Below are 24,237 nucleotides of genomic sequence, written 5' to 3' on the forward strand. Positions count from 1 at the left end.
ACTCACGATGTGAACAGGCTGTGTATTTCACATGTCAGTACTCTGGAGGTCCCCCACCAGAAGGAGCCCTCAATGGCATCCACCTCGTTCCGGAGCGCCGCAGTCGTCTGCGGCGTCCTCACCGCCTCCCTCGGCTTCGGCCTGCTGACGCCGAGCGTCGCGACCGCTGCCCCGACGGCCGCCGCGCCTTCCACCTCGGACTCCGCGGTGCGCGCCGACACCCCTGACTTCGACGCGCTGCCCGTCGACCCCGCGCTGCCGGCGCCGAAGTTCCACCAGGACTGGAGCACACCGTACGGATCCCGGATCCTGGCCGGCGATGCCGGGGGCGACGACCTCTGGCTGGTCCTCGGTGACACGGTGTACGACCGCTCGACCGGCGGCGGCGCGTTCTTCATCACCGTGCGGAACCGGCTGCAGGACGCCGGTCTCGAAGTGATCCGGGTCCACACCGCTGCCGACGGCACCCAGACCCGCGGCGAGCGCATCCCGATCCCGCGCACCATCAAGGTCGACGGACTGCAGCAGGAGCAGAACACGTTCACGCCCGGCACCAACCACTTCGCCGGCAGCGCGACTGCCGGCGCGACCATCGTGGCGAAGGACACCACGTCGGGCGCCACCCTGTTCACGACCGAGGTGAGCGGAGCCCGCAACGGGACCGGCACCTGGAGCGCCGACGCCGACCTCACCGACGCCGACCACGTGATCACCCTCACCCAGACGACGACCGACGGCCGGACGAACGAGCTCCGCGACGTCCGGTTCTCGCCGGCGGCATCGGACGCGCCGACCGCACCCACGGTCGTGCAGAAGGGGCGCGTCCTCGACGGGTCGTTCGTCGTGGCGGGTTCCGTCGCTGAGGACGTGGACTCGGTCGTCGTGCAGGACGAAGCCGGCTCCACCATCGCCGACGCCCGCCTCGGCGAGACCGGCTACTCTGCTCGGCTCCCGCAGGACCGCGTCGGCTCCACGGTCTACGTCGTCGGACGCACTGCCGACGGCACCTCGTCGCCCCGTGTGCCCGTCGCACTCGAGCAGCTGCCGATCGACCCGACTGCCGCCGCACCGTCCCTCCGGTCCGTGTTCGTCCACCCGGACGGGCGCGTCCAGGTGGTCGGGGAGCACGACGACGCTCCTGGACTCTGGATCCTCGACGGCGACCGGGTCGTCGGGCACGCCACCAGCGCCGATGCCGTGTGGAGCTACACGATCGCCGCCGCCGCGACCGGCAAGCAGCTCGACATGGTCAACCTGGTCTTCGACGGCCGCGACTTCAGCGGGACGTCCGAGCGCGTGGCGCTCCCCCGCCTCCTGCGGGTCGAGGGCCTCGCGGACGAGAACGACTACACACCGGGCAAGCGGGCGTTCGCCGGCACCGCCGAGGCGGGCGCGACGATCACCGCGACCGACCAGCGCGGCCAGCGACTCTTCGAGACGAAGGCAGACGGTGCCCGGTCGGGCGTGGGCACCTGGGACGCCACCGCGGACCTGACCAGCAAGGACGGGTACGAGGTCACGTTCACGCAGACCACCGCCGACGGACGCTCCTCGGTGATGCGCGACATCGCCTTCACCACCGAAGACGACGCCGTCGCACCGCTCGTGGTCACGTCCCCCGGGATGAACGGCACCGCCACCGGCCCCCGCCCCACCTTCACCGGCACGGGCCAGGCCGGGTCCACGATCGAGATCCGCGGCACCTCGCGCGTCGTCGGGACCGCCGAGGTCAACGCCGACGGCAAGTGGAGCGCCACGTCGAGCATCGACCTCGGCCGTGGCAGCTACGCCCTCACCGCGAAGCAGACCACCACCGGCAACGCCACCAGCGAAGCCCCCGTCCGCTTCTCCGTCACCGCCACGGCAGCGCCGTTGACGGTCACGTCCCCCGGGATGAACGGCACCACCACCGGACCCCGCCCCACCTTCACCGGCACCGGCCAGGCCGGCTCGACGATCGAGATCCGCGGCACCTCCCGCGTCGTCGCGACCGCCGAGGTCAACGCCGACGGCAAGTGGAGCGTGGCGTCGAACATCAACCTCGGCCGTGGCAGCTACGCCCTCACCGCGAAGCAGACCACGCCCGGCAACGCCGCCAGCGAGCTCCCCGTCCGCTTCACCGTCAAGTAAGCCACACAGCCCACACAGAACGCCCCCGGTGACCACTCGGTCACCGGGGGCGTTCGCCTGTCGCTGCCTTTCAGCGCGGTCCGCGGTACAGGACGATCTGCGTGTTCCGCTGCGGCCGCGACCCCGCCTTGAGCGAGATCGCCGCACCACTCGCGGTGGCGGCGAAGACCCGCGCACCGGGCCGGTTGATGAGCTGGTCGGCCAACGCCGACTCGAGTTCACGCACCCGGTCGCGCAGCGCCTTGTTCTCGTTCTCCAGGTCGAGCACCCGCCGGATCCCCTCCAGCGACACCCCCTCGGAGCCGAGTCGCGCGATCTCGCGCAACTGCACGACATCGCGCATCGAGTACCGCCGCGACCCACCCCGGGTGCGGCCCGGCACGACCAGGCCGAGCCGGTCGTACTGCCGCAGCGTCTGCGGGTGCATCTCGGCGAGCTCCGCAGCGACCGCGATCGCGAAGACGGGCGAGTTCTCGTCCATGTCGGTCATGGCGCGTTCCTTTCCGTCGTCCGCGTGGGGTAGAAACCAGCCTGAAGGCACGGCGAGCGTCCGCCGGGAAGCCGCGCCGAGCCTCCAGGCCGGTTTCCTGCATTACGTCCGCGACGCTAGTCGCGCGCCTTGGCGAGGAGGTCCTCGCGGGGGTTCTCGTCGGGCAGCGCAGCCGCAAGTGCCTCGACGGCCTCGCGCTGCTTGTCCGACAGGTGCGACGGCACCGCGACCTGGACGGTCGCGAGCAGGTCGCCCGTGCCGTTCTTCGTCGTGACACCGCGACCCTTGACGCGCAGGACGCGACCCGACGGCGTGCCGGATGCGACCTTGAGCTTCACCGGCGAACCGCCGAGCGTCGGGACCTCGATCGTCGCGCCGAGCGCCGCCTCGGTGAACGTCACGGGGACGTCCACGCGCAGGTTCAGCCCGTCGCGCTCGAACACCGGGTGCTTCCGCACCGACACGGCGACCACGAGGTCGCCGGCCTCACCCCCGTCGGGCGAGGGCTCGCCGCGGCCGCGCAGACGGATCTTCTGGCCGTCGGCAACGCCCGCGGGGATGCGGACGTTCACCGGTCGACCGTTGCCCTGCGACAGCTTGACGGTCTCACCGGCGATGGCCGTCGTGAAGTCGAGGGTCGTCGACGCCGTGACGTCGCGGCCCTTCGTCGGCCCACCGAAGCCGCGGTAGCCGCCGGAGGTCTGGCCGAAGCCGCCACCTCCGCCGAACATCCCGCCGAGGATATCCTCGAATCCACCGGCACCGCCGGGGCCACCCTGGCCGAAGCGGACACGCTGTCCGCCGCCGCCCTGCTGCCCGAACATCCCGCCGAAGACGTCCTCGAACCCGCCCTGGCCCCCGCCGCCCGCTGTGAAGCGGGCGCCGGAGCCCATGGCGCGGACCTGGTCGTACTCCTGGCGCTGCTCCTTGTCGGAGAGCACCGAGTACGCCTCGCTGATCTCCTTGAAGCGGTTCTCGGCGGCGGCGTCACCCGGGTTGGAGTCCGGGTGGAACTGCCGCGCGAGCTTCCGGTACGTCTTCTTCAGCTCGGCGTCGGAGGCGTCCTTGGACACGCCGAGGACCTTGTAGAAGTCCTTGTCGAACCAATCCTGACTGGCCATGGATCACCTGCCTTCTTCTGTCGTCACCGTGGGGACCCGGCTCAGGCCGGGACCGCCACCGCGACCTTGGCCGCGCGGAGGACGCGCTCACCGAGCTTGTAGCCCGGCTCGACGACGTCCGCGACGGTCTGTCCGGTGGCACCCGGGGTGGGGAGCTGGACGATCGCCTCGTGGATGTTCGGGTCGAACGCCTCGCCCTTCTCGCCGATCTGCACGAGCTTGAACTTCTCGAAGCCCCCGCGGATCTTCTGGCCGATGACCTGCATCGGCCCCTCGGCGAGGTCACCGTGGGCCTCGGCCCGGGTGAGGTCGTCGAGCGCCGGCAGCAGGGCCCGCACCACTTCGGCGATGGCGACCTCGCGGTTGGCCTCCCGGTCACGCTCGACGCGCTTCCGGAAGTTCACCAGCTCGGCCTGCGCACGGAGCATGTCCGCACGCATCTCGGCGACGAGGTCACGGTCCTCGGTGCTGAGCTTGTCCTCGGCGATGCCGCGGGCTGCGTCGGCGAGCAGCGCTTCGTCCTCCGGGGAGAGGTCGTTCGCTGCATCGGCCGCCGGCCCCCCGGCGGCGGGGCCGTCCGTCGGTACTTCGACGTCGGGCCCCTCCGCCTCGATGAGGTCCTCGGGCTCGGCCGCGTTCGTGGCGTCGCCCTCGACCTGGGGCTCGTCCTCGTGGGGCGCGTTGTCCTTGGGATCCGTCATCGTTACTTCTTGTCCTTGTCGTCCTCGTCGTCCACGACCTCGGCGTCGACGATGTCCTCGTCGTCGGCCGGCTGCTCGCCCGCGGGCTGCTCGCCACCGGCGGCGCCGGCTGCTGCGTCCTGCTGGCTGTAGATGGCCTGGCCGAGCTTGCCCTGCGACTCGTTGAGCTTGTCGAAGGCGGTCTTCACGGCGTCGTCGTCCTCGCCCGCAAGAGCGGACTTGAGCGCGTCGACATCGGCCTGCACCTCGGACTTGACGTCCGCGGGGAGCTTCTCGTCGTTCTCCTTGATGAGCTTCTCGATCGAGTAGACGAGCTGCTCGGCCTGGTTGCGACGCTCGTTGGCCTCGCGACGTGCCTTGTCCTCGGCGGCGTGCTCCTCGGCTTCGCGGACCATGCGCTCGATGTCCTCCTTCGGCAGCGACGAGCCGCCGGAGATGACCATCGACTGCTCCTTGCCGGTGCCCTTGTCCTTGGCGGACACGTGCACGATGCCGTTGGCGTCGATGTCGAAGGTGACCTCGACCTGCGGCACGCCACGGGGAGCCGGGGCGATGCCGGTGAGCTCGAAGGTGCCGAGCGGCTTGTTGTCGCGGGTGAACTCGCGCTCGCCCTGGAACACCTGGATCGCGACCGACGGCTGGTTGTCGTCAGCGGTCGTGAAGGTCTCGCTCCGCTTGGTCGGGATCGCGGTGTTGCGGTCGATGAGCTTCGTCATCAGGCCGCCCTTGGTCTCGATGCCGAGCGACAGCGGCGTGACGTCGATGAGCAGGACGTCCTTGCGCTCGCCCTTCAGCACACCGGCCTGCAGCGCGGCACCGACTGCGACGACCTCGTCCGGGTTGACGCCCTGGTTCGGGGACTTGCCACCGGTCAGCGACTTGACGACCTCGGCCACGGCGGGCATACGGGTCGAGCCACCGACGAGCACCACGTGCGCGATGTCGTTGACCGAGACACCGGCTTCCTTGATGACGTCGTTGAACGGCTTCTTGGTGCGGTCGAGCAGGTCGGAGGTCATCTGCTCGAACTGTGCGCGCGAGATGGTCTCGTCCAGGTTCAGCGGGCCCTCGGCGGTGAGCGTCAGGTACGGGAGCTGGATGTTCGCCGACATCTGCGACGACAGCTCCTTCTTGGCCTGCTCAGCCGCTTCCTTCAGGCGCTGCTTGGCGATCTTGTCCGTGGACAGGTCGACGCCGTGCTCGTCCTTGAACTTCTTGACCAGGTAGTCGACGATGCGCTGGTCCCAGTCGTCGCCGCCGAGGCGGTTGTCACCGGAGGTCGCGCGGACCTGGATCGTCGAGAAGTCGTCGTCCTTGCCCACCTCGAGCAGGGAGACGTCGAACGTGCCACCACCGAGGTCGAAGACCAGGATGAGCTCGTCTTCCTTGCCCTTGTCGAGGCCGTAGGCCAGAGCGGCGGCGGTCGGCTCGTTGATGATGCGGAGGACGTTGAGGCCGGCGATCTCACCGGCGTCCTTCGTGGCCTGGCGCTCGGCGTCGTTGAAGTACGCCGGCACGGTGATGACCGCGTCCGTGACGTCTTCGCCGAGGTACTGCTCGGCGTCGCGCTTGAGCTTGCCGAGGGTGCGGGCCGAGATCTCCTGCGGCGTGTACTTCTTGCCGTCGATCTCGGTGGTCCAGTCGGTGCCGACGTGACGCTTGACCGACGCGATGGTGCGGTCGACGTTCGTCACGGCCTGGCGCTTCGCGGTCTCGCCGACCAGGACCTCGCCGTCCTTCGTGAACGCCACGATCGACGGCGTGGTGCGCATGCCCTCGGCGTTGGCGATGACGGTGGGCTCGCCACCTTCGAGAACGGAGACGACGGAGTTGGTGGTTCCGAGGTCGATGCCTACTGCACGTCCCATGTGTTGCTCCTCTTGCTTGGGGGTAAGTCGTTGGACTTGCGTCCGATGGACTCAACCCTACTCGGGACCGCCTGGGCGTCAAGTCGTGGGGCCGAAGTTGCGTCAGTCAGGCTCAACTCTCAGTTTTATCGAAGGCTGGCGTGGCTGTGCGTTCGTATTTCACATGATATTCTTGATACACACGTTGCGCCATGGGTGGCGCATCTGCCCCTTACCGCAAGCCGCGCACGATGCGGCCTGTCCTGAAAGATGCACATGTCTCACAAGAAGAGGGCCTCGACTGCCCTCAAGTCCATGGGTGCCACCGGTCTGGCCGCAGCCACCATCGTCTCTGGCCTGTCCTTCGGCGCCGCACCCGCCTCAGCGACCCCCTCCTCCAGTACGAATTCGACCATCCAATTGATCCTGAAGAACGGCAGCCAGTACACCTATTGGCAAGATTTCGCTGCCAACAGCTACGTCTTCGCGTCGACCACGTCGTCCCTTGCGACCGCAAAGGCGAATGCAACACATCTCACGGTCAGTGGGCGGGACGGCCGCTACACGCTGTCCACTCGGAGCTACTGCGTGGACTCCTGGGATGGCATTCTCACCCTGAGTAGCACCTGCGCGAGCTTCAAATTGGAAAATGGACTGCTCAAAGCAAACGGGTCAGGGCTGGGTGCGATTCGCACCGCCCCTTCCAACAACAGGTTCTCCGGTATTGGAATCGGGAACGGAAACTTTGAGTTCGTTGGCGATGCTGGTCCGATCACGGACACGCGCTCGTTGACGGCGAACGTCACGAAGGTGAACAACATCGCGAAGAGTGCGGTGGTCTCGGGGACGGCGACGCCGGGTGCGAAGGTGTCGATCGGTTCGCAGGAAGTCGACGCAAACGCTTCCGGTGCGTGGTCGATCACGGTGACCGGGCTCGCCGTGGGCAAGAACGACCTCGTCGTGATCCAGAAGGTCAACGGCACCGAGTTCGACCGCAAGACGGTGTCGCCCGAGATCGTCGAGGGTGGCACGCTCGTCGGCGTCGACCAGGGCCCGATCGAGCTCGAGCGTGGCGAGAGCACGAAGGTGCCCTTCACCATCGAGAACCGCGAAGCACGCACGAACACCAAGGCCACGGTAACGCTCACCGCACCCGAGGGCACCACGTTCGATGACCAGACCACGGTGTCGGGCCAGTGGCGGAAGGTCGGTGACACGGACTGGTCGGACTCCTCCTCGATTCCGCTGACGAACGGCTCGCCCTCGAGCGACGGCAAGACCATCACGTTCGACGTTGACTGGGCCGCCAACCACGGCGCGAACGAGCAGTACCGCTTCATGGTCGGTGTCACCGCTGCCGATGACGCCCCCGCCGGTTCCGACGCAATGGACTTCTCCATGCCGGGTACCAGCAGCAAGGGTGACTTCCTGGCCGAGGGTACGACGACCACGACGATCGAGACGAACGTCGTCGACCTCGTGGCCGACATCGCTTCGATCGACCACGCAGGCAAGTCCGCCGTGATCTCGGGTACCGCAACTCCGGGCGCGACGATCACGATCGGCGACGAGAGCACCGAGGCCGACGCCGAGACCGGTGCGTGGAGCATCACGGTCGACGGCCTCGAGCGCGGCACGAACGCACTACACGTGGTGCAGGAGATCGAAGGCGAGGAGCACGACTCGAAGGACCTCGACGTCGTGATCAACGACGCCGCGATCTCTGGCCAGGCCGGCACCGCAGTCACGCTCGAACGTGGCGAGGTCACCTCGGTGGAATCCCTTTTCAAGACGAACGGTTCGATCAGCCGCCCGCAGGGCAAGGTCGAGTTCACCGCTCCCGAGGGCACCACCTTCGCCGCGGACCAGAGCACGATCGAGGGTTCGTTCAAGAAGCCGGGTGACGACGCCTGGACGAACTCGGCCATGACCCTGACCAACGGGGTCCGTTCCGCGGACGGCACGAAGTACACCTACGACTTCGCGACGACCACCACGACCTGGAACCTTCCCGACGCGTCCCTGATGCGCTGGAACATCGACGTGAACACGCCCGAGGACGCCGAGGCCGGCACCTTCCCGATGCGCACCGTGCTCAGCGGTACCGCCACCGAGGGAGCGTTCAACACCACCAGCACCACGCAGGCCACGGTCGAAGCCGCCGAGGTTCCCGCACCGGACGCGCTCGTCGTCACCACGCCGGCCGACGGCTCCACGGTCGACTCGAAGCGCCCGGTGTTCTCGGGTACCGGCGACGAGGGTGCCACGATCGAGATCCGCGACGCCGAGGACAACCTCGTCGCGACCACCGTCGTGAAGGACGGCGCCTGGAGCGTCCCCGCGACCGCGGACCTCGCGGACGGTTCCTACGAGTTCGACGTGACCCAGACCCCGCTCGCCGGGGCGCCGAGCACCGAGAAGGTCTCGTTCACGGTCGCGACGAACCCGCTCACGACCGAGCTCACCGCGGTCGGCGCATTCGATGACGACGTCACCAAGCCCGCGACGATCTCCGGCGACGCCACCACGGGCGCGACCGTGATCGTCAAGGACAGCCTCGGCAACGAGGTCGGCCGCACCGAGGCCGTCGACGGGAAGTACTCGATCCCGGTCCCGCCGTCGTTCGCCCACACCGGCGTCAACGACTTCACCGTGACCCAGACGAAGAACGACACGACCTCGCCCGAGAAGGACGTCTCGCTCGACTACGGGATGCCGGCACCGATCCGCATCACCAGCCCGGCGAACGGCTCGACGGTCCAGAAGGACGGCCTGACCTTCACCGGTACCGGTGACGAGGGCGCCCGCATCGACGTCCGCGGTTCCGTCCGAGCCATCGCGACCGGTACCGTCACCGACGGTGTCTGGAACGCACCGGTGACGATCGACCTGGCGAACAACGTCTACAACCTGCGCGCCGTGCAGACCACCAAGGGCGGACTCACGACGCAGGTCCCGATCACGATCACGATCACCGACGAGGCTCCGGTTGCTCCGTTGACCGCGACCGCCGCGTTCAACGCCACGGACGAGAACCTGCCCGCCGCGATCACCGGCTCCGCCAACCCCGGCGCAACCGTCACCGTGAAGGACAGCAACGGCGACACCATCGGCACCGCCATCGCCACCAACGGCCGCTACACGATCACGATCCCCGCGAACAAGGCCCACTTCGGCGTCAACGACTTCACCGTCACCCAGACCGTCCGAGGCCAGGTCTCCGCACCACTGGACCGTTCCCTCGACTACGGCAACCCCGCAGCCCCGGTCATCCAGACCCCGGCCAACGGCGCCACCGTCACCAACGGCTCCATCCGCTTCACCGGCACCGGAGCCACCGGCGCCAAGCTCGACATGCGCGGCAACAGCTCCTCCGTCGGTGACACCAAGATCGCCGACGGCGCCTGGACCGTGGACGTCACCCGCCAGCTCAACCCGGCGGTCTACGACCTCCACGCACTCCAGACCAGCAAGGGCGGCCTCACCCAGCGCGTCAACATCACCGTCACCGTCCGCAACGAGCAGATCACGGCGCTGACGGCCAACGGGGTCTTCGACCGTGACGTCGAGCAGAACGCCGTCGTCTCGGGCAACGCCCAGACCGGGGCGGACGTCATCGTCCGCGAAGGCACGACGATCATCGAGAGCGTCAAGGCCGTCGACGGGAAGTACTCCGTCACGATCCCCGCCACGGTCGCCGGCGTCCGCACCTTCACCGTCACCCAGACGGTCAACGGCACGGTCTCGGCGCCCAAGACGGCGACGCTCGACTACGGCACGCCCGCGGACCTCGTCATCGAGACCCCCGGCAACGGTGGGACCCTCCGCGGCGACCAGGTCGTCTTCACGGGGACCGGTGCCCCCGGCGCCAAGGTCGTCCTGAACGGCACCGTGAGCCGCCTGGGCTCCGCGACGGTGAACGGTCAGGGCGCCTGGACGATCTCCGTCGAGCGCACCCTCACCCCGCAGGCGTACACGCTGTTCACCAAGCAGATCACCAAGGGCAACCTCAACGGCCCTGCTGACCAGCGCACCATCAACGTCATCCGGTAACACCACCAGCACCACGCGACGGGCGCCCCTCCACCAGGAGGGGCGCCCGTTCCCGTGCGTCAACCGCGATGCGGGAGGAGAACAGCGGGACAGAACGACGAATGCCGCCGGCCTGGGGCCGGCGGCATTCGTCGTTCTGCGTGTGTGTCGATCAGCGCGTGCGGAACACGTTGTCCTTGCCGTCGTCGCTGATCTTCGGCTCGTTGTCACTGGTCAGGCGGTTGCCGTCGGTGGTCACCCGCACCGAGCCGACCTGCTTCGCGGCGATGTCGTTGATGGAACCGGAGACGACGAGTTCCTCGACGTTCCCGAGGTGCACGACCGCGTTGCCCGCGGTGATCTCCACCGACGCGCAGTCCCCGACGGTGACGTCCTTGTTGGCCTGGTCGACGACGGCCTTGCCGTCCTTGCACCCGGCCCGGACCTTCCCGATGTCGGCAGGCGGGTTCGAGAAGACCTGCTCGTCCGCCTGGGCCGTCGCGCTCGCACTCGGCTTCGGGGTCGGCTTGTCGTCGCCGGTGCCGGAGCACGCGGTCACTGCAGCGAGGATGCCGACGGCGGTCAGTCCGGTGACGAGCAAGCGGCGGACGGGAGGATGGGAGCTCAGGGCCATGGTGTGTTCCGATCTGGAGCGGGAGGTGTCGGGCGCGTCATCGGACCCGCGGACATTTGTATGTCACGTTCTATACAATACTTGATATGCTGAATGCATGACAACTGATCGGTTGCCTCTGGTGGCCTTCCTCAGCCACTCCGCAGCCCTCTCCGGGGCAGAACTGCTCGTCGCCCGGGTGACCGCCTCGTGCACGAGGATCGAACCGATCGTGGTCCTCGGCGAACACGGCCCGCTCGAGGAACGCCTCGCCGACTCCGGGGTGCGCTGCCAGGTCGTTCCCCTCGATGCGACCGTCCGGCACCACACCGCCACCACGGGAGCTGGGCTCCTCGCGAAGACGGTCAGCACGCTCCGCGCCACCCACGAACTCACCCGCGTCCTGCGCGCCCTCGGTGTCGACGTGCTGACGACCCACTCGGCGAAGGCACACATCTGGGGTGGACTCGCCGGGCGGCGGGCCGGGATCCCCGTGGTCGCCCACGCACACGACCTCGTCGGTGCCGATGAGTCGTCGCGAGTGAACGCAGCGCTGCTCCGGCTCGCGTTCGCGGTCCTCCCCCGGACGGTGGTCGCGAACTCGCGGACCACGGCCCGGACGCTCGGTCGCCTGCCCCGGCCCGTCACCGTCGTCGCCTGCCCCGTGTCCGTCCCGGCGGAACCAACGCCGCACACCGCTCCGGTGTGCACGATCGGCATGGTCGGACGCCTCACGCCGTGGAAGGGTCAGGACGTCGCCCTCCGCGCCTTCGCGGCCGCCCGCGCGTCCGGTCTCGACCCCGACGCACGACTCCGTCTCGTGGGCGCACCGCTGTTCGGCGCCGACGACGCGTTCGCCCGGTCGCTCCACACGCTCGCGTCCGAACTCGACGTGCGGGACTCCGTCGACTTCCGTGGGCACCAGCACGACGTCGCCGCCGAGATGGCCGCGTGTGACTTCGTCGTCCACGCCAGCACACGCGCGGAGCCGTTCGGACAGGTCGTCATCGAGGCCATGGCGCTGGGCCGGGCCGTGATCGCCAGCGATGCGGGTGGCCCCGCCGAGATCATCACCCACGATCAGGACGGCCTCCTCGTCCCACCCGGCGACGTCGCAGCGCTCGCGTCCGCCATGGTGCGACTGGCAGACGGCCAGGAGGCCCGGGATCGGCTCGCCGACAACGGCCGTCGGACCGCCAGGCGGTTCGACCTCCCGCGCGTCGTCGCGCAGCTCGAAGCGATCCTGGTGGCGGCCGCCCGCTGACGCGGGACGGCGGCACTGCACGTGCGCGGCGCCTGCCGCGGGCCGACCCGGCGACGACTGGCGGGCCTCCTGGCCGGGCGCGTCAGGAACGGACCGCGCTCGGGATCCCGGTCCACGCGCCGATCTCGCGCCGGAAGCGTGTGGTGGAGAACGTGTCGGCCCGCGCTCGGCAGTCCGCACCGTCGAGTCCCGCAGCCGCCTCGACGGCCGACCGGATCGTCGACGGGGCGAAGTCGTGCAGGACGACACCGCTCCGACCGGGCTCCACCGAGTCGCACGCGCCGCCGACGGCGTTCACGACGACCGGCGTGCCGAGCGCCATGGCCTCGACCGGCATGATGCCGAAGTCCTCCACCGGTGGGAACACGTAGACGGCTGCACGCTGCAGCAGTGCCGCCAGGAGCGCGTCGGACGGCCGGACGACGATGCGGACGTCGACGTCCGAGTCAGCGGCGAGCGCCCGGAGCCGTTCGAGGTCGGGTCCGTCACCGGCGAGCACCACCGGCCGCGCAGATGCCCGGCCGGCCTCGATCACCACGTCGAGTCGCTTGTACGGCACGAACCGGGACGCACCCAGCAGGAAGCCCGCGGGCAATGACTCGAGCAGCGCACGCTCACGGTCGTCGAGCACCTGCGCCCAGTCGTCGACAGCGGTGAGTCGTTCGACCCCGACGGGCGGGTGGATCACGACCGCATCGACGTCCCAGCACGCTCGGATGCGCTGCTGCACGAAACGACTGTTGGCCGCGACGTGCCGGAGCGCCCCACCCCGACGGCGGTCCACTGCACGGAGCGCGGGACCCGCGACCCGTGCGGCGACGGACGAGCCGCGGGCATCGAGCTCCGGGTTCCAGAGGTACCGCGCCGGTGTGTGCACGTAGGTGAACTGGCGCTCGGGATCGACACCGGGCACACGGGCCTGGTGCGCGAACAGGTGCGAACTGACGAGCGCCCAGTCGTACGGTCCGAGGTCGCGCAGCCCGTGCGACCACAGCGCGGGGAGGAAGGGGACGGCCAGGGCCTTGCGACCCCGCAGCGGCGTCGGCGCGAGGGCGCTCTCGATCACCCGCCGGCCGGGGTACCGGCCAGGGGCGTCGAACCAGAGGCCGAAGAGATCGGCGTCCGGGTACTCGTCCGCCATGGCGTCGAGGACACGTTCGGCGCCGCCGACCGCTTCGATCCACTCATGCACGAGCAGTCCGCGCATCGCGAGCTCCTTCCGTCGCTCGTGCGGCACAGGCGACGACGGCGTCGATCGCTTCGTCGGCCAGCGCGCACATCCGGGCGTGGTCGGCGTCGTCCCCACGGACCGGGTCGGCGATGTCGTCCGCCTCCGGCTCGGTGGGGGCGGTGCCGAGTCGGGAACGTGCGACCAACCTGGGGAAGTCATCCCAGAACCCCGCGCCGACGGCGTCCTGACCGAGGAGCGGACGGACGAGCCGTTCGAACTCGCGCAGCGTGAACGTCCGCCGCAACAGCGCGGGAGCGATGTCGAGCACCGCGGCACGGTGCTGGCGTTCCAGGGTGAGCACGAGCGCGGGGCCGTCGAGCACGCGTGCCGTCAGGGGCGTCCCTGCGAAGCCGGAGGGATCGGCGCCGTGGCGCAGGACGGCGTCGGACGAGCGCGGGAACATCGCCGCACCGGGCTCGGCGGCGGTCCCTGCGCTGAACACCTGGAACGCTCCCGGGGCGACGGCGTCCAGGCGGGCCCGGAGCACGCGTTCGACGTAGGGGGAACGACAGACGTTCCCTTCGCAGACGATGAGGATGGCGATCACGATCGAGTTCCTGTCAGTGCGGGGACGGTGGGCCGGCGGGTGGGAATCGTGGGCCGGAGGGTGGGGACGGCGGTCGGGACCCACGTCGGGGTCGCGCAGGCCGCGATGAGGACCCAGAGGACCGGGGTCGAGAAGTCGGGCGTCCCGACGACCTTGGCGACGACCAGCGCGACGAGTGCCGTGGCCGCCGCGACCGTGCCCGGACGCCGGATCGCGGTCGCGACGATGCCCGTGACGAGTGCCGCGAACGCCGCGGTGCCCGGGATGCCGACGGTGGACAACAGGGACATGCCGAACGACGACGGTCGGTTGCTGCCGATGCCGGCGCCCATCCCGAGCGTGTCCGCGAGGACGCCCCAGCTGAACGTGTCCGCGCCCGTCCGGGAGTCGTACGACTTGCTGTCCACCTTGTCGACGACGAGTTCCCGGATCGGCGCGAGCAGGTGGTCACCGGCGACCAGGGCGACCACGGCCGCAGTGAGCACGCCGATGACGAGCCACGGGGTGCCGACGCCACCGCGGACGACGTACCGGACGGCCAGGACGACGATGCCCAACCCGATCACGACGGCGGATGCGACGACGGCCGTGCCCGAGGACGCCTGCAGCAGGTTGGAGCACGCGAGGGCTGCCGCCGCGGACCAGAGGAACCGGGTCCGCCCGGTGGAGCGCAGCGCCGCAACGACGAAGAACGCGACCGCGGGCAGGGAGAACGCGGCGAGCTCGCTCGGTTCGCTGAAGACCCCGCGCAACCGGTCCTCCGTCGTGGTCCAGGCGTACGCCACGTTCGGCAGGGTGTCGAAGAGGGGAGCCGTCACGTCCGCTCGGAACAGCAGGAGGAAGCCCCGGATGCTCGTCGTCACCGTCCCCACGACCAGCGCGACACCGACCGCGAGGACGGCACCCCGGACGCGCACCAGGTAGAGCGCGCAGCAGGCGGCGAGGAGCAGGTAGGCGAGCTGTGCCCCGTTGCTCACCGTGTAGGCGAGCACACCGGGGTCGGCCACCTGGTGATCGACTCCCCCGCGCGAGACGAGGACCCGGATGCCGCCGAACATCCACGGAGCCACCGCGGTGATCACCGTCGTCCACGCGAGGAAGACGGCGAACGCGTTCGCTGTCCAGTGCGAGGTCCCCAGCCGACGCGTCCCGAGGAGTGCGCAGGCGCTGGCTGCTGCCGCGACGGTGAACAGCGGCACGCCGTTCCCCCCGAGGACGACGCCCGCGGAGTACGGCAACCCGGCGGCCACCCCGATGATCACCGGCAACCACTCGCGACGCACCGTCAGTCCGACGCCGAGCGCGACGAGGAGCACGGCTCCGAGGACGGTCATCCGCGCTTCCTCCACTTGGTTGCGTAATATTTCATATCAACTACTATGAGTATCACACATCGAAACCCGAAGGAAAGGCTCGGATGACACTCGCGCAGTTCATCGACGTGCTCCGGCACCGCTGGATCTCCATCGCTGCGGTGCTGCTGCTCGCGACCGGACTCGCGGCGGCCTTCTCCGCGGTCCAGGCACCGCAGTACCGGGCGACGAGCGAGGTGTTCGTGTCCGTGGCGGGCGGGGCCTCGGTCACCGACCTCAGTCAGGGAAACACCTTCTCGGCCGCCCGGGTCAAGTCGTACGAGGAGCTGGCGGTCACGCCCCAGGTGCTCGGGCAGGCCGCGAAGCAGCTCGGGTTGCCGGGTGGCGGCGGCCTCGGGCGGGTGGTCACGGCGGAGTCGAAACGCGACACCGTGCTCATCGCGATCAGCGCCACCGACGAGTCCCCGACGCAGGCCGCCGCCATCGCGAACGCCGTCACGGCTCAGCTGGTGAAGGTGGTCGAACAGGTCGAGAACGAAGCGGCCGCCACCGACGGCCTCGTCCACCTCAGCGTCTTCCAGCCCGCCACCGCTCCGAGCACGCCGTTCTCGCCCCGACTGGCGGTCAACACCGCCATCGGTGTGCTCGCCGGACTCGCGCTCGGCATCGCCCAAGCCGTCCTCCGCGAGGTCCTCGACACCCGCCTCCGCTCGTTCGAGGCACTGCGCCGGCTCACCCACGCGAGCGTGCTGGGCGAGTTCCCCCTGGACGAGACCATCGCGAACGAACCGCTCGTGTCATTCGGCAACCGCTACAGCACGCGAGCCGAGGCGTTCCGCCAGCTCCGGACCCACCTGACCTACACGAACCTCGACGGGGACGCGCAGAGCATCGTCGTGACCAGCGCGACGCCGGGCGAGGGGAAGTCCTCGACCGCCGTGAACCTCGCGCTCATGCTCGCCCAGAACGGCTCGCGCGTCGTCCTCGTCGACGCCGATCTCCGACGACCGACCACCGGCACCTACCTGGGCATCGAGAGCCGCGTCGGACTCTCCACGGTCCTGACCCGGCAGGTCGCCCTCGACGACGCCGTCCAAGAAGTCGGCGCGGACACCCCCCTCCACGTCCTCGCCGCGGGGCGCGTTCCGCCGAACCCGAGCGAACTCCTGAGCTCGAGCCGCATGGTCGAGCTGGTCCGCGAACTCGAGTCCCGATACGAGTACGTCATCGTCGACGCACCTCCGATGCTCCCGGTGACCGACCCCGCTGTGCTGGGCGCGATCTGCAGCGGTGTCCTGCTCGTGGTGAGCGTGGACGGGCGGACCAGACGCGCGGACTTCACGGCGGCAGAGCGCACCGTGACCCAGGTCGGCGCCCGCCTGCTCGGCCTCGTCGTGAACCGTCTACCGGTGCAGCGTCGCGCGAAGACCTACTACAACTACGAGCCGTCGGCACCGGTCAGCGAGAGCCCTCGTCGATCGTCGCGAGCTCGTCGCACCGCGGAGGACCACTGATGAAGCCGCCCACACGCCGTTCCCTCGTCTACCTCGGGTGGCAGGGGAACGCCAACTTCGGCGACGACCTGCTGTACGAGACCTGGCGCGCTGCGCTCGACGACCCCCTCACGGTCCAGGCACCGCTCAACGCACGCGACTACCTCCGGACGGCGCCACGATTCGGGGTCGACCGGCTCCGCACGCTCGGCACGGAACGGGTCGTCCTGCTCGGCGGCGGGACGTCCGTCGGGTTCGCGTCGTGGGCCGAGCACGCACGGCTGGCGATCCGCAACTTCGGAGCGGACGGGCTGATCGGTGTGGGTCTCGGAGCGGCGTCGGCATCGGCATCGGACACGTACTCGCTGGCGCAGCAGCGGCAACGCTGGGAAGCCTGGCGCACGCTCCAGCGGCTGCACATCGCCGGCGTTCGCGGTCCCCTCACCCGGGACGAGGTCTCCGCGCACCTGATGCCCGTCGACATCAGCGGTGACCCGGCGCTGCTCTACCCCCTCGTCCGGCACGTGCCCAGGCCCACCCGGGCTGCTCCGCGCATCGGCGTGAGCCTCGGGTCCGATCCACGCTCCCGCTTCGACGTCGCCACCGTCGCCGCGGCCGTCGACGAACACGCACGTGACACCGGTGCGACCGAGGTGGTCGCGTTCGCCCTGTCGGCAGCCGACCAGGACGCCGCACGCCAGCTCGCAGGCCGTCTGACGACGGCGTCGGTCGTCCACGCCTCCACGGACGTCGCTGCGACGATGGCCGCGATCGGCGGTTGCGACCTCGTGGTGTCGGAACGGCTGCACGGAGCCGTCGCCGCGGTGTCGCTCGGCATCGCGACGGTCCCGCTGTCCTACGCCTCGAAGTGCGACGACTTCTGGTCGAGCGTCACCGGCCGTGCCGCCCCCGTCACGGTGGGCCACTCGGCGGACGACCTGGTCGACGCGATGCGCGCGGCCGAACAGGAGCGTGCGGGCATCGCCGAACGGGTCCGCGAACTGCAGGACCGCTTGCAACGGATCCGGGGCGAGCTGCTCGCCTGGAAGTCGGGGACGTGCTCGACGTCGGACCTGCTGACGACGAGCACGGTGTCGATGTGAACGCCGTCACCGGGCCCGACCACCGCTTCCACCTGGTCATCTCGACGATCCGCTCGCCCGAACACATCGAACGCTGCCTCGACTCGATCCGCCGAGCACGTGTGCCGGTCTTCGTGACCGTGGTCGAGCAGCGCCCGAAGCCGGACGCGCTGCCGCTCCTGCGGGACCTGATCGAGGCCGGTCACGCCGAACACGTGCACGAGCCCGTCGTCCGTGGTGTCAGCCGTGGCCGGAACCGCGGGCTCGCCACGATCCGCGGGGACATCGTGGCGTTCCCCGACGACGACTGCTGGTTCGACGACGGCGTCCTCGAACTCCTGTCCGAGCGGATGGACGGTCGGGACCTCGACGGAGCAGCGATCCCCTGCCGTGCGAGTGACGACAGCGGCACGATGCTCCGCTGGCGTCGACGAGCATGCCGGGTCACGAGCTGGCGGGTTCCCCGGACGATCGTCGCCGCAGGCATCTTCCTGCGGCGAGAACTGCTCGAGACGCACGGGCTCTTCGACGTCGCCCTCGGGACCGGTTCGGCGACGCCGTTCGGCTCCGGCGAGGAGAACGACCTCGTCATCCGTGCACTCCGTTGCGGCGCCCGCATCGCCTACATGCCGGACGTGACCGTGCGGCACGGCGACTTCCGGCACGACGGCATGACGGACGAGACCCTGGCTAAGGTGCTGCGGTACAACCGGGGGTTCGGCCGGGTGCTCCGGAAGCACCGGCTCCGCGGCCAGGCGGCCTACTGGGTCACTCGCTCGATGGTGGCCGTCCTCGTGGCCCGGGTGAAGCGGGACCACGATGCGACCCGGTTCCAGCAGGCACAGCTCCGTGGCCGGTGGCAGGGGTGGCACGGAACGGACGACCACGGCGTGCACCACGCGTTCGACCGGGGCACGACGCCGCAGCACGGGTGACGCGAGTGGCCCCGCGGCGCACCAGGTGCACCGCGGGGCCACTCGGAGTCACTCGTCCCAGACGACGAACCGCGGGATCCACTTCGCGGACATGTCGAGCTTCCCGGCGGTGCCCCGCACGGTCTTCTCGGACCCGGTGGGTTCGACGATCCGCCCGGTTCCGCGGAGTGAGACGCGCACGGGCGTCGACAGGTGCTGCGCCTCCGACTGCCAGACGACACGGGCGTGGTGCTTGCCGTCCGGCGAGGTGAACCGCATGTGGCGGACCGGACCGATCCGGTGCTCCGCCACGTACCGCTTGCCGGCGAGGACCCGCTGCATGGTCGCCCAGGCCGCCGCGGAGGGCTTCGGCTCGTAGCCGCCGTCGGCGTTGCCGACCAGCCCGAACGTCCGTGCGGTGCCGTTCGCGATGGTGGGCTCGGCCATCTCGAACAGGAAGAGCCGCTCGACGCCGTACTGCGCGGCGATGGCGTAGGTGCGCAGGACGTACGCGGTCTGGTCCTCCGGCTGGACCCACCCCGGACCGGCGAACTGGGTCGGCCACCCGACCTCGGTGATCCAGATCGGCAAGGCGCTGCCGTCGGAGCGCGGGTACCGGTCGGCCGTCGTCCGGAGCCACGCGAGCGCATCCTCGATGCACGGGTTGGTCGGGACGCAGAGTTCGGGCCCCCACGGGTTGTTGTAGGGGTGGATGCTGACCGCGTCGACGTGGTCGGCACCACCGAGGCGGAACCACTCGCCGATCCAGGCGCGCTCGTCGTCGGACACCGCGTTCTGGGTCGGCCCGACGATCGTCGCCGCCGGGTCGGTGGCACGGATGACCTGTGCTGTGACCCGTGCGAGCTCAATGTAGGCCGCGGGCGTCGCGGGCAGCACACCGTGGTTGTTGGTCCACTCGTTCCAGACCTCGTAGGACAGATCGGTGTCCGGGTGCCGGTCCCGCATGTGGGAAACGGTCTCCTTGACGTACCGCTTCCACGCGGCGGCCTGGGCGGGTTTCGAGACGTCCGGTGGTGCCATCGGGTCGTTCGTGTACGCGACGTTGCCGTAGTCGAGGACGAAGAGCGGACTGACCCCCATGTCGCGCACGACCGGGTCGATGCGGGCGTCCGTCGCCGTGAAGTCGAACCGTCCGGCGACCTTCTCGACCGCGCTCCACTGCAGGTCCTGTCGGTAGCTGCCGGCACCGAGTGCGGCGAGTGAGGGCAGCGCGCTCGCCACGGGGTTGACGCCGAGACCGAAGTACGGGTCCGAGCCGACCGGACCGGCGATGGTCCGCACGAACCGGGTCGACGCGGAGGTCGCGCCCGGCGTCTGCACGGTCAGCCGGTAGGTGCCGGACGGCAGGGCGCTCGTGGGGTGCACCTCGACCGATCGGGTCCCCGCCCGACCGGTCCCCGAGTCGACGATCGTCCCCGTGGTGTCGTTGACCCGCCAGGTGACGTCCGCCGCACGCTCCACGCCGTCGACCGTGAACCGGGGGCGATCGTCGGGTCCGAACAGACCGCTCCCGCCGACCGGTCGGATCGTCGGCGTCGTCGAGGCCGTCGACGTGGTGCCCCGTGCGGACGAGGGCTGGGCGTGCTCGGACAGGATCGCCGCGAGGAGGACGCCCGTGACGGCAGCTGCGGTGAGGCCACGGCGGCGGGTGGAGGGGGGACGGGGAGCGGGGCGGCCAACGGAGGGCCCGACGTGTTCCATCGGGCCATCATCGACAGCACGGACGGGTGCTGGCGAGCAATCGGAATGCACGGCACCTGCGATGCGATGCGATCGGCTCGACCACGCTGCGAAACACGGAACTCGGAGTACGAACTGCTGGCGATCGGCGAACCCGCCCGCCCACAGTTGCTCGATGCCAGCCGAACGACCGACCTTCACCGGCGTCCAGGTGCTGCGGTTCGTCGCCGCGCTCCTCGTCGTGTTCTCGCACCTGCCGACGTACCTGCACGCCCGTCTCGGCACACCCCTGGTCGACATCCCCGTCGGCCAGGTCGGGGTGACGGTGTTCTTCGCGATCAGCGGGTTCGTCGCGGTGCTCGTGACACAGCGGACCCCGAGGCCGACCTGGCGCGGGTTCCTCCGCCGTCGGCTGGTCCGCATCCTGCCGCTCGCGTGGGCGGTGATGACGATCAAGCTCGTCACGCTGCTGGTGGCCCCACAGGCCCTGGAACGCGCGGCCACGTCACCGACGTACATCGTGTCGTCGTACCTGTTCCTGCCCGGCCGCGGCCCGAACGGCGTGGTCGAGCCGTTCTTCACGGTCACCTGGACGCTGTCGTTCGAGCTGCTGTTCTACGTGGTCGTCACGATCGCGCTCGCCACCCGCTCCGACCCCCTGCGGCTGGCGTCCGTCGTCTTCGTCGGGCTCGCGGTCGCCTCGGCGTTCCGCGGGCCGGACGGGTGGCCGACCTGGCAGTTCCACGCGAACCGCATCGTGTTGTGCTTCCTGGTCGGCATGGTGATCGGCCGGTGGGCGCTCGACCGCCGCACCCGGCTGGCACTGCTCCGGACCGCGGCGATCACCGCGATCTGGCTCGTGGTGGGCACCGTCGCGGGTGCGTCCGTGCCGAGCCTGCTGCTGTTGCCGCTCGCGGCCGCGGCGCTGGCGACGACGGTGGTGGGTGAGCCGCTCCTGCGTCGGTGCACCGGCACCGTCGGGCGGACGCTGGGCGATGCCTCGTACGCGCTGTACCTGACGCACCCGATCCTCGCACCGGCGACGGTGGCCGTGGTCGCCGCGGTCGTCTCCGGCCCCGCAGCGCCGATCGTCGCGGGCATCGCCGCGCCGGTCGCCGCCGTGGCCGCCTCGGTCGTGGTGTGGTTCGCGGTCGACCGTCCGGTGATCCGGCGGCTCCAGCGTCGTCGGACCGCACCACCACCGACCCCACGCGCCGCGAGGCACCGGCTACCCGCCGGGTAGTGTCGTCCCGTGCGATGGAGTCGAGTGAACTGGCCCTCCGTTGGCTACGTCTCCCTCGAGGACTTCGACGGCCAGCGCGAACACGTGACCCGGTTGCTCGAGGACGCCCCTCCCACGGTCGCCGCGCTCCTGACGGTCAAGTGGACCGACTCGCGGATCGAACGCTGGATCGTGGAGTCCGCCGACGCCGTCGTCGACCCGGACGCCGACGAGGACGACGTGACGACCCCCGTCGACCTGCCGGGCCACGGTGTGCCCGACCCGGTCGTCGTGCACGCGGACATCGTGGTCCGCAACGACGAGGTCCTCGACACCCCGAGCGGCCTGTGGCGCCGCTGGAACCACGCCAGGGTGTCGCTCCGGCTCCGGGATGCCGTCATCGACCCGCCCGGGGTCGATCCCGCAGCGCTGCTCGCCGGTGACGCGCACGTCGCCCGGGGCGAGCTCGAGTACCTGAACGAGCACGACGCCTGGGAACTCCGGCTGCTGATCTCCCCCGTCGGCGAGGTCGCGATCCGGTTCCGTGGTGTCCGGGTGGCGATCCGGAGCGTCGCCGAGTCCGTCTACTCGGGCCTGGAGTCGCGGCCGGCACGCGGCTGGCACGGCCCGGTGCCGGACGGCTGGGTGGAGTGGACGACCGAGGTGGTCCGGGCCGCGGCCTACGGCGACCTCGGCGGGCTGCACCTGGCCGACGACGCGAGCGACGTCGACGACGTCGACCCCCGCTGGGGCTTCGCCCCGCTGCACGCCGCCGCGTGGTTCGACCACCCCGAGATGCTCGAGGAGCTCCTGCGCCGCGGTGCGACCCTGCAGCTCGAGGACACCGAGGGGCGCACACCGCTGACGCTGGCGATCGACCGCGACGCGCGACGGGCGGTCGACGTGCTGGTGGCAGCGGGTGCCGACCTGGAGGCCCGTGACGGCGACGGCAACACCCCGATCATCCGCGCCGCGTGGGGCGGGCACGCCGCGATCGTGCGTGCCCTCGCCGCCGCGGGTGCGGACACCGCGGCGCGCGGCTCACGGGGCGCGACACTGCTGATCGCGGCCGTCGACTCCGGCGACGTCGAGACCGTCCGTGCGGTGCTGGCGCAGGGCGTCGACCGCGATGCCGTGGACGACGAGGGCTCGACCGCTGCCGACCGCGCGGAGTTGCTCCGCGAGACGGCCGTGGCCGACCTGCTCGCCGCTGCCTGATCGCCGTCCGCGCCACGGCCCGTGGGCCGACCCGCGCCGGACGTGACGAAGCGCGGCGGACGGGAGCAGGGCCTCCCGTCCGCCGCGCGCTCGCGGGTCGACCGTCCTAGACGGTGACCTGCTCGATGGCGTTCGCCTGCGCGACGCGCCCGTACCAGCGGGCGGAGTCCTTCGGCGTGCGCTCGAAGGTCTCACGGTCCCACGCGACCAGCCCGAACGTCGGCCGGAAGCCCGACGCCCACTCGTAGTTGTCGAGGAGCGACCAGTGCTGGTAGCCGAGGACCTCGATGCCGTCCTCGATGCAGCGGTGGATGCCCTCGAGGGCTCCCTGCGTGTACGCCTGCCGGCGGGAGTCGTCGGCGGTGGCGATGCCGTTCTCGGTGATCATCAGCGGGACGCCGCCGGAGAGCTCCCACGCGCTGCGGAGCCCGTCGGCCGAGGCTTCGGGGTAGAACTCCCAGCCGGTGAGGGTCGTCTCGACGTCGTCGGACACGGGCAGGGGCCCGTCCGGACCGATGAACGTGCGCGTGTAGGCCTGCACGCCCAGGAAGTCGTCGCCGGCGGCGTTCTCGAGGTACCAGTCGTCGCGCGGGTACCCGTACTCGCGGAGCATCGTGTCCGCGCCCGGCTCACCGTTGGACTTGAACGCCTGCGTCGCGATGGTCCACCCCGACCGGAGGCCCGACACCTGTGACAGGACCTCGCGCGACCGCTTGTGGCTGGCCAGCAGGGCATCGGCGACGCCCAGGTCCGGGTTCGGCAGGCCGAAGGCCACCAGGTTGGCCGCGTCCTCGCCGCCGGCGAGCATGGCCGCGATGTTCGGCTCGTTGATCGTGCAGACGTAGCGGACGCCGTCCTGCACCACGGGGAGCGCGGCCTCGGTGTAGCGGGCGAACAGGTCGGCGGCATCGGGGGCGCGCCAGAAGCCGTCGCGTTCGAACCAGCGCGGCACGGTGAAGTGCATGAGGGTGACGATCGGCTCGATGCCGAACTCGTGGCAGGCGTCGACCATGCGGCGGTAGTGGTCGACCTCGGCGCGGCTGACGAACCCGCGCTCGGGCTCGATGCGGGCCCACTCGATGCTGAACCGGTACGAGTTCAACCCGAGCTCGGCGGCGATGCGGATGTCCTCGCGGTACCGGTGGTAGCTGTCCGCCGCGTCGCCCGAGGGCTCGACGATGGTGGTGTCCGGCTCGTGCTCGTGCACCCACCAGTTGCTGTTGACGTTGTTGCCCTCGATCTGGTGGGCGGCGGTGGCGGCGCCCCAGAGGAAGCCGTCGGGGAACTGCAGCGTGGAGATGATGGTGCCTTTCAGTGC

The 24,237-nt window shown here is 70.2% G+C and carries 18 protein-coding genes; 8 read left to right on the plus strand and 10 right to left on the minus strand.

Annotated features, from left to right (window positions below; genetic code table 11):
- The first annotated feature begins 72 nt into the window (after positions 1-72).
- The gene (locus ASF75_RS05805) at positions 73-2,130 is read left to right on the plus strand and encodes an Ig-like domain-containing protein (protein WP_056069546.1); all 2,058 of its coding nucleotides are present in this window, start codon (positions 73-75) and stop codon (positions 2,128-2,130) included.
- Between the two features lie 70 nt (positions 2,131-2,200).
- On the opposite strand, the gene ASF75_RS05810 is transcribed toward ASF75_RS05805, so the two are convergent.
- The 4 genes from ASF75_RS05810 to dnaK all read right to left on the minus strand — a co-directional run bounded on the left by ASF75_RS05810 (position 2,201) and on the right by dnaK (position 6,310).
- Positions 2,201-2,611, minus strand: coding sequence for a heat shock protein transcriptional repressor HspR (locus ASF75_RS05810; RefSeq protein WP_027464889.1), 411 nt, complete (start codon positions 2,609-2,611; stop codon positions 2,201-2,203).
- A 125-nt stretch (positions 2,612-2,736) separates the two neighbouring features.
- Complete coding sequence (locus tag ASF75_RS05815) at positions 2,737-3,741, minus strand: DnaJ C-terminal domain-containing protein (RefSeq protein ID WP_056069551.1); 1,005 nt, start codon at positions 3,739-3,741, stop codon at positions 2,737-2,739.
- 41 nt (positions 3,742-3,782) lie between these two features.
- Positions 3,783-4,442 (minus strand): nucleotide exchange factor GrpE, encoded by a 660-nt coding sequence (locus ASF75_RS05820; RefSeq protein WP_082046895.1) that lies wholly within the window; start codon positions 4,440-4,442, stop codon positions 3,783-3,785.
- A gap of 2 nt (positions 4,443-4,444) precedes the next feature.
- On the minus strand, positions 4,445-6,310 hold the full coding sequence (gene dnaK / locus ASF75_RS05825) for a molecular chaperone DnaK (RefSeq protein WP_017886379.1): 1,866 nt from the start codon (positions 6,308-6,310) through the stop codon (positions 4,445-4,447).
- Between the two features lie 789 nt (positions 6,311-7,099).
- Here dnaK and ASF75_RS05830 point away from each other — a divergent pair.
- Positions 7,100-10,342, plus strand: coding sequence for an Ig-like domain-containing protein (locus ASF75_RS05830; RefSeq protein ID WP_235517553.1), 3,243 nt, complete (start codon positions 7,100-7,102; stop codon positions 10,340-10,342).
- Between the two features lie 151 nt (positions 10,343-10,493).
- Here ASF75_RS05830 and ASF75_RS05835 read toward each other — a convergent pair whose 3' ends face one another.
- Entirely contained in the window at positions 10,494-10,955 is a 462-nt protein-coding gene (locus tag ASF75_RS05835; protein ID WP_156155317.1) for a DUF3060 domain-containing protein, read from the minus strand.
- Positions 10,956-11,052: 97 nt separating this feature from the next.
- On the opposite strand from ASF75_RS05835, the gene ASF75_RS05840 reads away from it, so the two are divergent.
- Positions 11,053-12,198, plus strand: coding sequence for a glycosyltransferase (locus tag ASF75_RS05840; RefSeq protein WP_082509481.1), 1,146 nt, complete (start codon positions 11,053-11,055; stop codon positions 12,196-12,198).
- An 82-nt stretch (positions 12,199-12,280) separates the two neighbouring features.
- On the opposite strand, the gene ASF75_RS05845 is transcribed toward ASF75_RS05840, so the two are convergent.
- The 3 genes from ASF75_RS05845 to ASF75_RS17855 are packed head-to-tail and all read right to left on the minus strand — an operon-like array spanning position 12,281 to position 15,310.
- Positions 12,281-13,405, minus strand: a complete 1,125-nt coding sequence (locus ASF75_RS05845; protein ID WP_056069787.1) for a glycosyltransferase — start codon at positions 13,403-13,405, stop codon at positions 12,281-12,283.
- Positions 13,383-13,976 (minus strand): hypothetical protein, encoded by a 594-nt coding sequence (locus ASF75_RS17850; RefSeq protein ID WP_056069560.1) that lies wholly within the window; start codon positions 13,974-13,976, stop codon positions 13,383-13,385. Before ASF75_RS17850 ends, ASF75_RS05845 begins: the two co-directional genes overlap by 23 nt.
- A complete protein-coding gene (locus ASF75_RS17855; protein ID WP_056069563.1) occupies positions 13,973-15,310 on the minus strand; it encodes a hypothetical protein in 1,338 nt (445 codons plus the stop codon). The genes ASF75_RS17850 and ASF75_RS17855 overlap by 4 nt, the downstream gene beginning before the upstream one ends.
- A gap of 83 nt (positions 15,311-15,393) precedes the next feature.
- Here ASF75_RS17855 and ASF75_RS05860 point away from each other — a divergent pair, with 83 nt between their 5' ends.
- Genes ASF75_RS05860 through ASF75_RS05870 form a run of 3 tightly spaced genes read left to right on the plus strand, consistent with a single transcriptional unit; the run spans position 15,394 to position 18,799 of the window.
- Positions 15,394-16,803, plus strand: coding sequence for a polysaccharide biosynthesis tyrosine autokinase (locus tag ASF75_RS05860; RefSeq protein WP_056069566.1), 1,410 nt, complete (start codon positions 15,394-15,396; stop codon positions 16,801-16,803).
- Complete coding sequence (locus ASF75_RS05865; RefSeq protein WP_056069569.1) at positions 16,803-17,885, plus strand: polysaccharide pyruvyl transferase family protein; 1,083 nt, start codon at positions 16,803-16,805, stop codon at positions 17,883-17,885. Before ASF75_RS05860 ends, ASF75_RS05865 begins: the two co-directional genes overlap by 1 nt.
- Complete coding sequence (locus tag ASF75_RS05870) at positions 17,882-18,799, plus strand: glycosyltransferase family 2 protein (protein ID WP_056069572.1); 918 nt, start codon at positions 17,882-17,884, stop codon at positions 18,797-18,799. The genes ASF75_RS05865 and ASF75_RS05870 overlap by 4 nt, the downstream gene beginning before the upstream one ends.
- 48 nt (positions 18,800-18,847) lie before the next feature.
- Here ASF75_RS05870 and ASF75_RS05875 read toward each other — a convergent pair whose 3' ends face one another.
- Positions 18,848-20,500, minus strand: coding sequence for a GH39 family glycosyl hydrolase (locus ASF75_RS05875; protein WP_056069575.1), 1,653 nt, complete (start codon positions 20,498-20,500; stop codon positions 18,848-18,850).
- A 154-nt stretch (positions 20,501-20,654) separates the two neighbouring features.
- On the opposite strand from ASF75_RS05875, the gene ASF75_RS05880 reads away from it, so the two are divergent.
- Both ASF75_RS05880 and ASF75_RS05885 read left to right on the plus strand, forming a co-directional pair.
- Positions 20,655-21,722: an acyltransferase family protein gene (locus ASF75_RS05880; protein ID WP_056069578.1), complete on the plus strand. Its 1,068-nt coding sequence runs from the start codon at positions 20,655-20,657 to the stop codon at positions 21,720-21,722.
- A 9-nt stretch (positions 21,723-21,731) separates the two neighbouring features.
- Positions 21,732-22,919, plus strand: coding sequence for an ankyrin repeat domain-containing protein (locus tag ASF75_RS05885; RefSeq protein ID WP_082509490.1), 1,188 nt, complete (start codon positions 21,732-21,734; stop codon positions 22,917-22,919).
- A 106-nt stretch (positions 22,920-23,025) separates the two neighbouring features.
- On the opposite strand, the gene ASF75_RS05890 is transcribed toward ASF75_RS05885, so the two are convergent.
- Complete coding sequence (locus ASF75_RS05890; protein ID WP_156463800.1) at positions 23,026-24,222, minus strand: glycoside hydrolase family 1 protein; 1,197 nt, start codon at positions 24,220-24,222, stop codon at positions 23,026-23,028.
- Between the last annotated feature and the right edge of the window lie 15 nt (positions 24,223-24,237).

This window comes from Curtobacterium sp. Leaf154 (assembly GCF_001424595.1).
GTDB lineage: Bacteria > Actinomycetota > Actinomycetes > Actinomycetales > Microbacteriaceae > Curtobacterium > Curtobacterium poinsettiae.

Coding starts and splice junctions, on each gene's coding strand:
- ASF75_RS05820 (WP_082046895.1), bottom strand. CDS start 4,442: ATGACGGATCCCAAGGACAACGCGCCCCACGAGGACGAGCCCCAGGTC.
- ASF75_RS05805 (WP_056069546.1), top strand. CDS start 73: ATGGCATCCACCTCGTTCCGGAGCGCCGCAGTCGTCTGCGGCGTCCTC.
- ASF75_RS05860 (WP_056069566.1), top strand. CDS start 15,394: ATGACACTCGCGCAGTTCATCGACGTGCTCCGGCACCGCTGGATCTCC.
- ASF75_RS17855 (WP_056069563.1), bottom strand. CDS start 15,310: ATGACCGTCCTCGGAGCCGTGCTCCTCGTCGCGCTCGGCGTCGGACTG.
- ASF75_RS05840 (WP_082509481.1), top strand. CDS start 11,053: ATGACAACTGATCGGTTGCCTCTGGTGGCCTTCCTCAGCCACTCCGCA.
- ASF75_RS05810 (WP_027464889.1), bottom strand. CDS start 2,611: ATGGACGAGAACTCGCCCGTCTTCGCGATCGCGGTCGCTGCGGAGCTC.
- ASF75_RS05845 (WP_056069787.1), bottom strand. CDS start 13,405: ATGCGCGGACTGCTCGTGCATGAGTGGATCGAAGCGGTCGGCGGCGCC.
- ASF75_RS05865 (WP_056069569.1), top strand. CDS start 16,803: ATGAAGCCGCCCACACGCCGTTCCCTCGTCTACCTCGGGTGGCAGGGG.
- ASF75_RS05835 (WP_156155317.1), bottom strand. CDS start 10,955: ATGGCCCTGAGCTCCCATCCTCCCGTCCGCCGCTTGCTCGTCACCGGA.
- dnaK (WP_017886379.1), bottom strand. CDS start 6,310: ATGGGACGTGCAGTAGGCATCGACCTCGGAACCACCAACTCCGTCGTC.
- ASF75_RS05875 (WP_056069575.1), bottom strand. CDS start 20,500: ATGGAACACGTCGGGCCCTCCGTTGGCCGCCCCGCTCCCCGTCCCCCC.
- ASF75_RS05815 (WP_056069551.1), bottom strand. CDS start 3,741: ATGGCCAGTCAGGATTGGTTCGACAAGGACTTCTACAAGGTCCTCGGC.
- ASF75_RS05880 (WP_056069578.1), top strand. CDS start 20,655: ATGCCAGCCGAACGACCGACCTTCACCGGCGTCCAGGTGCTGCGGTTC.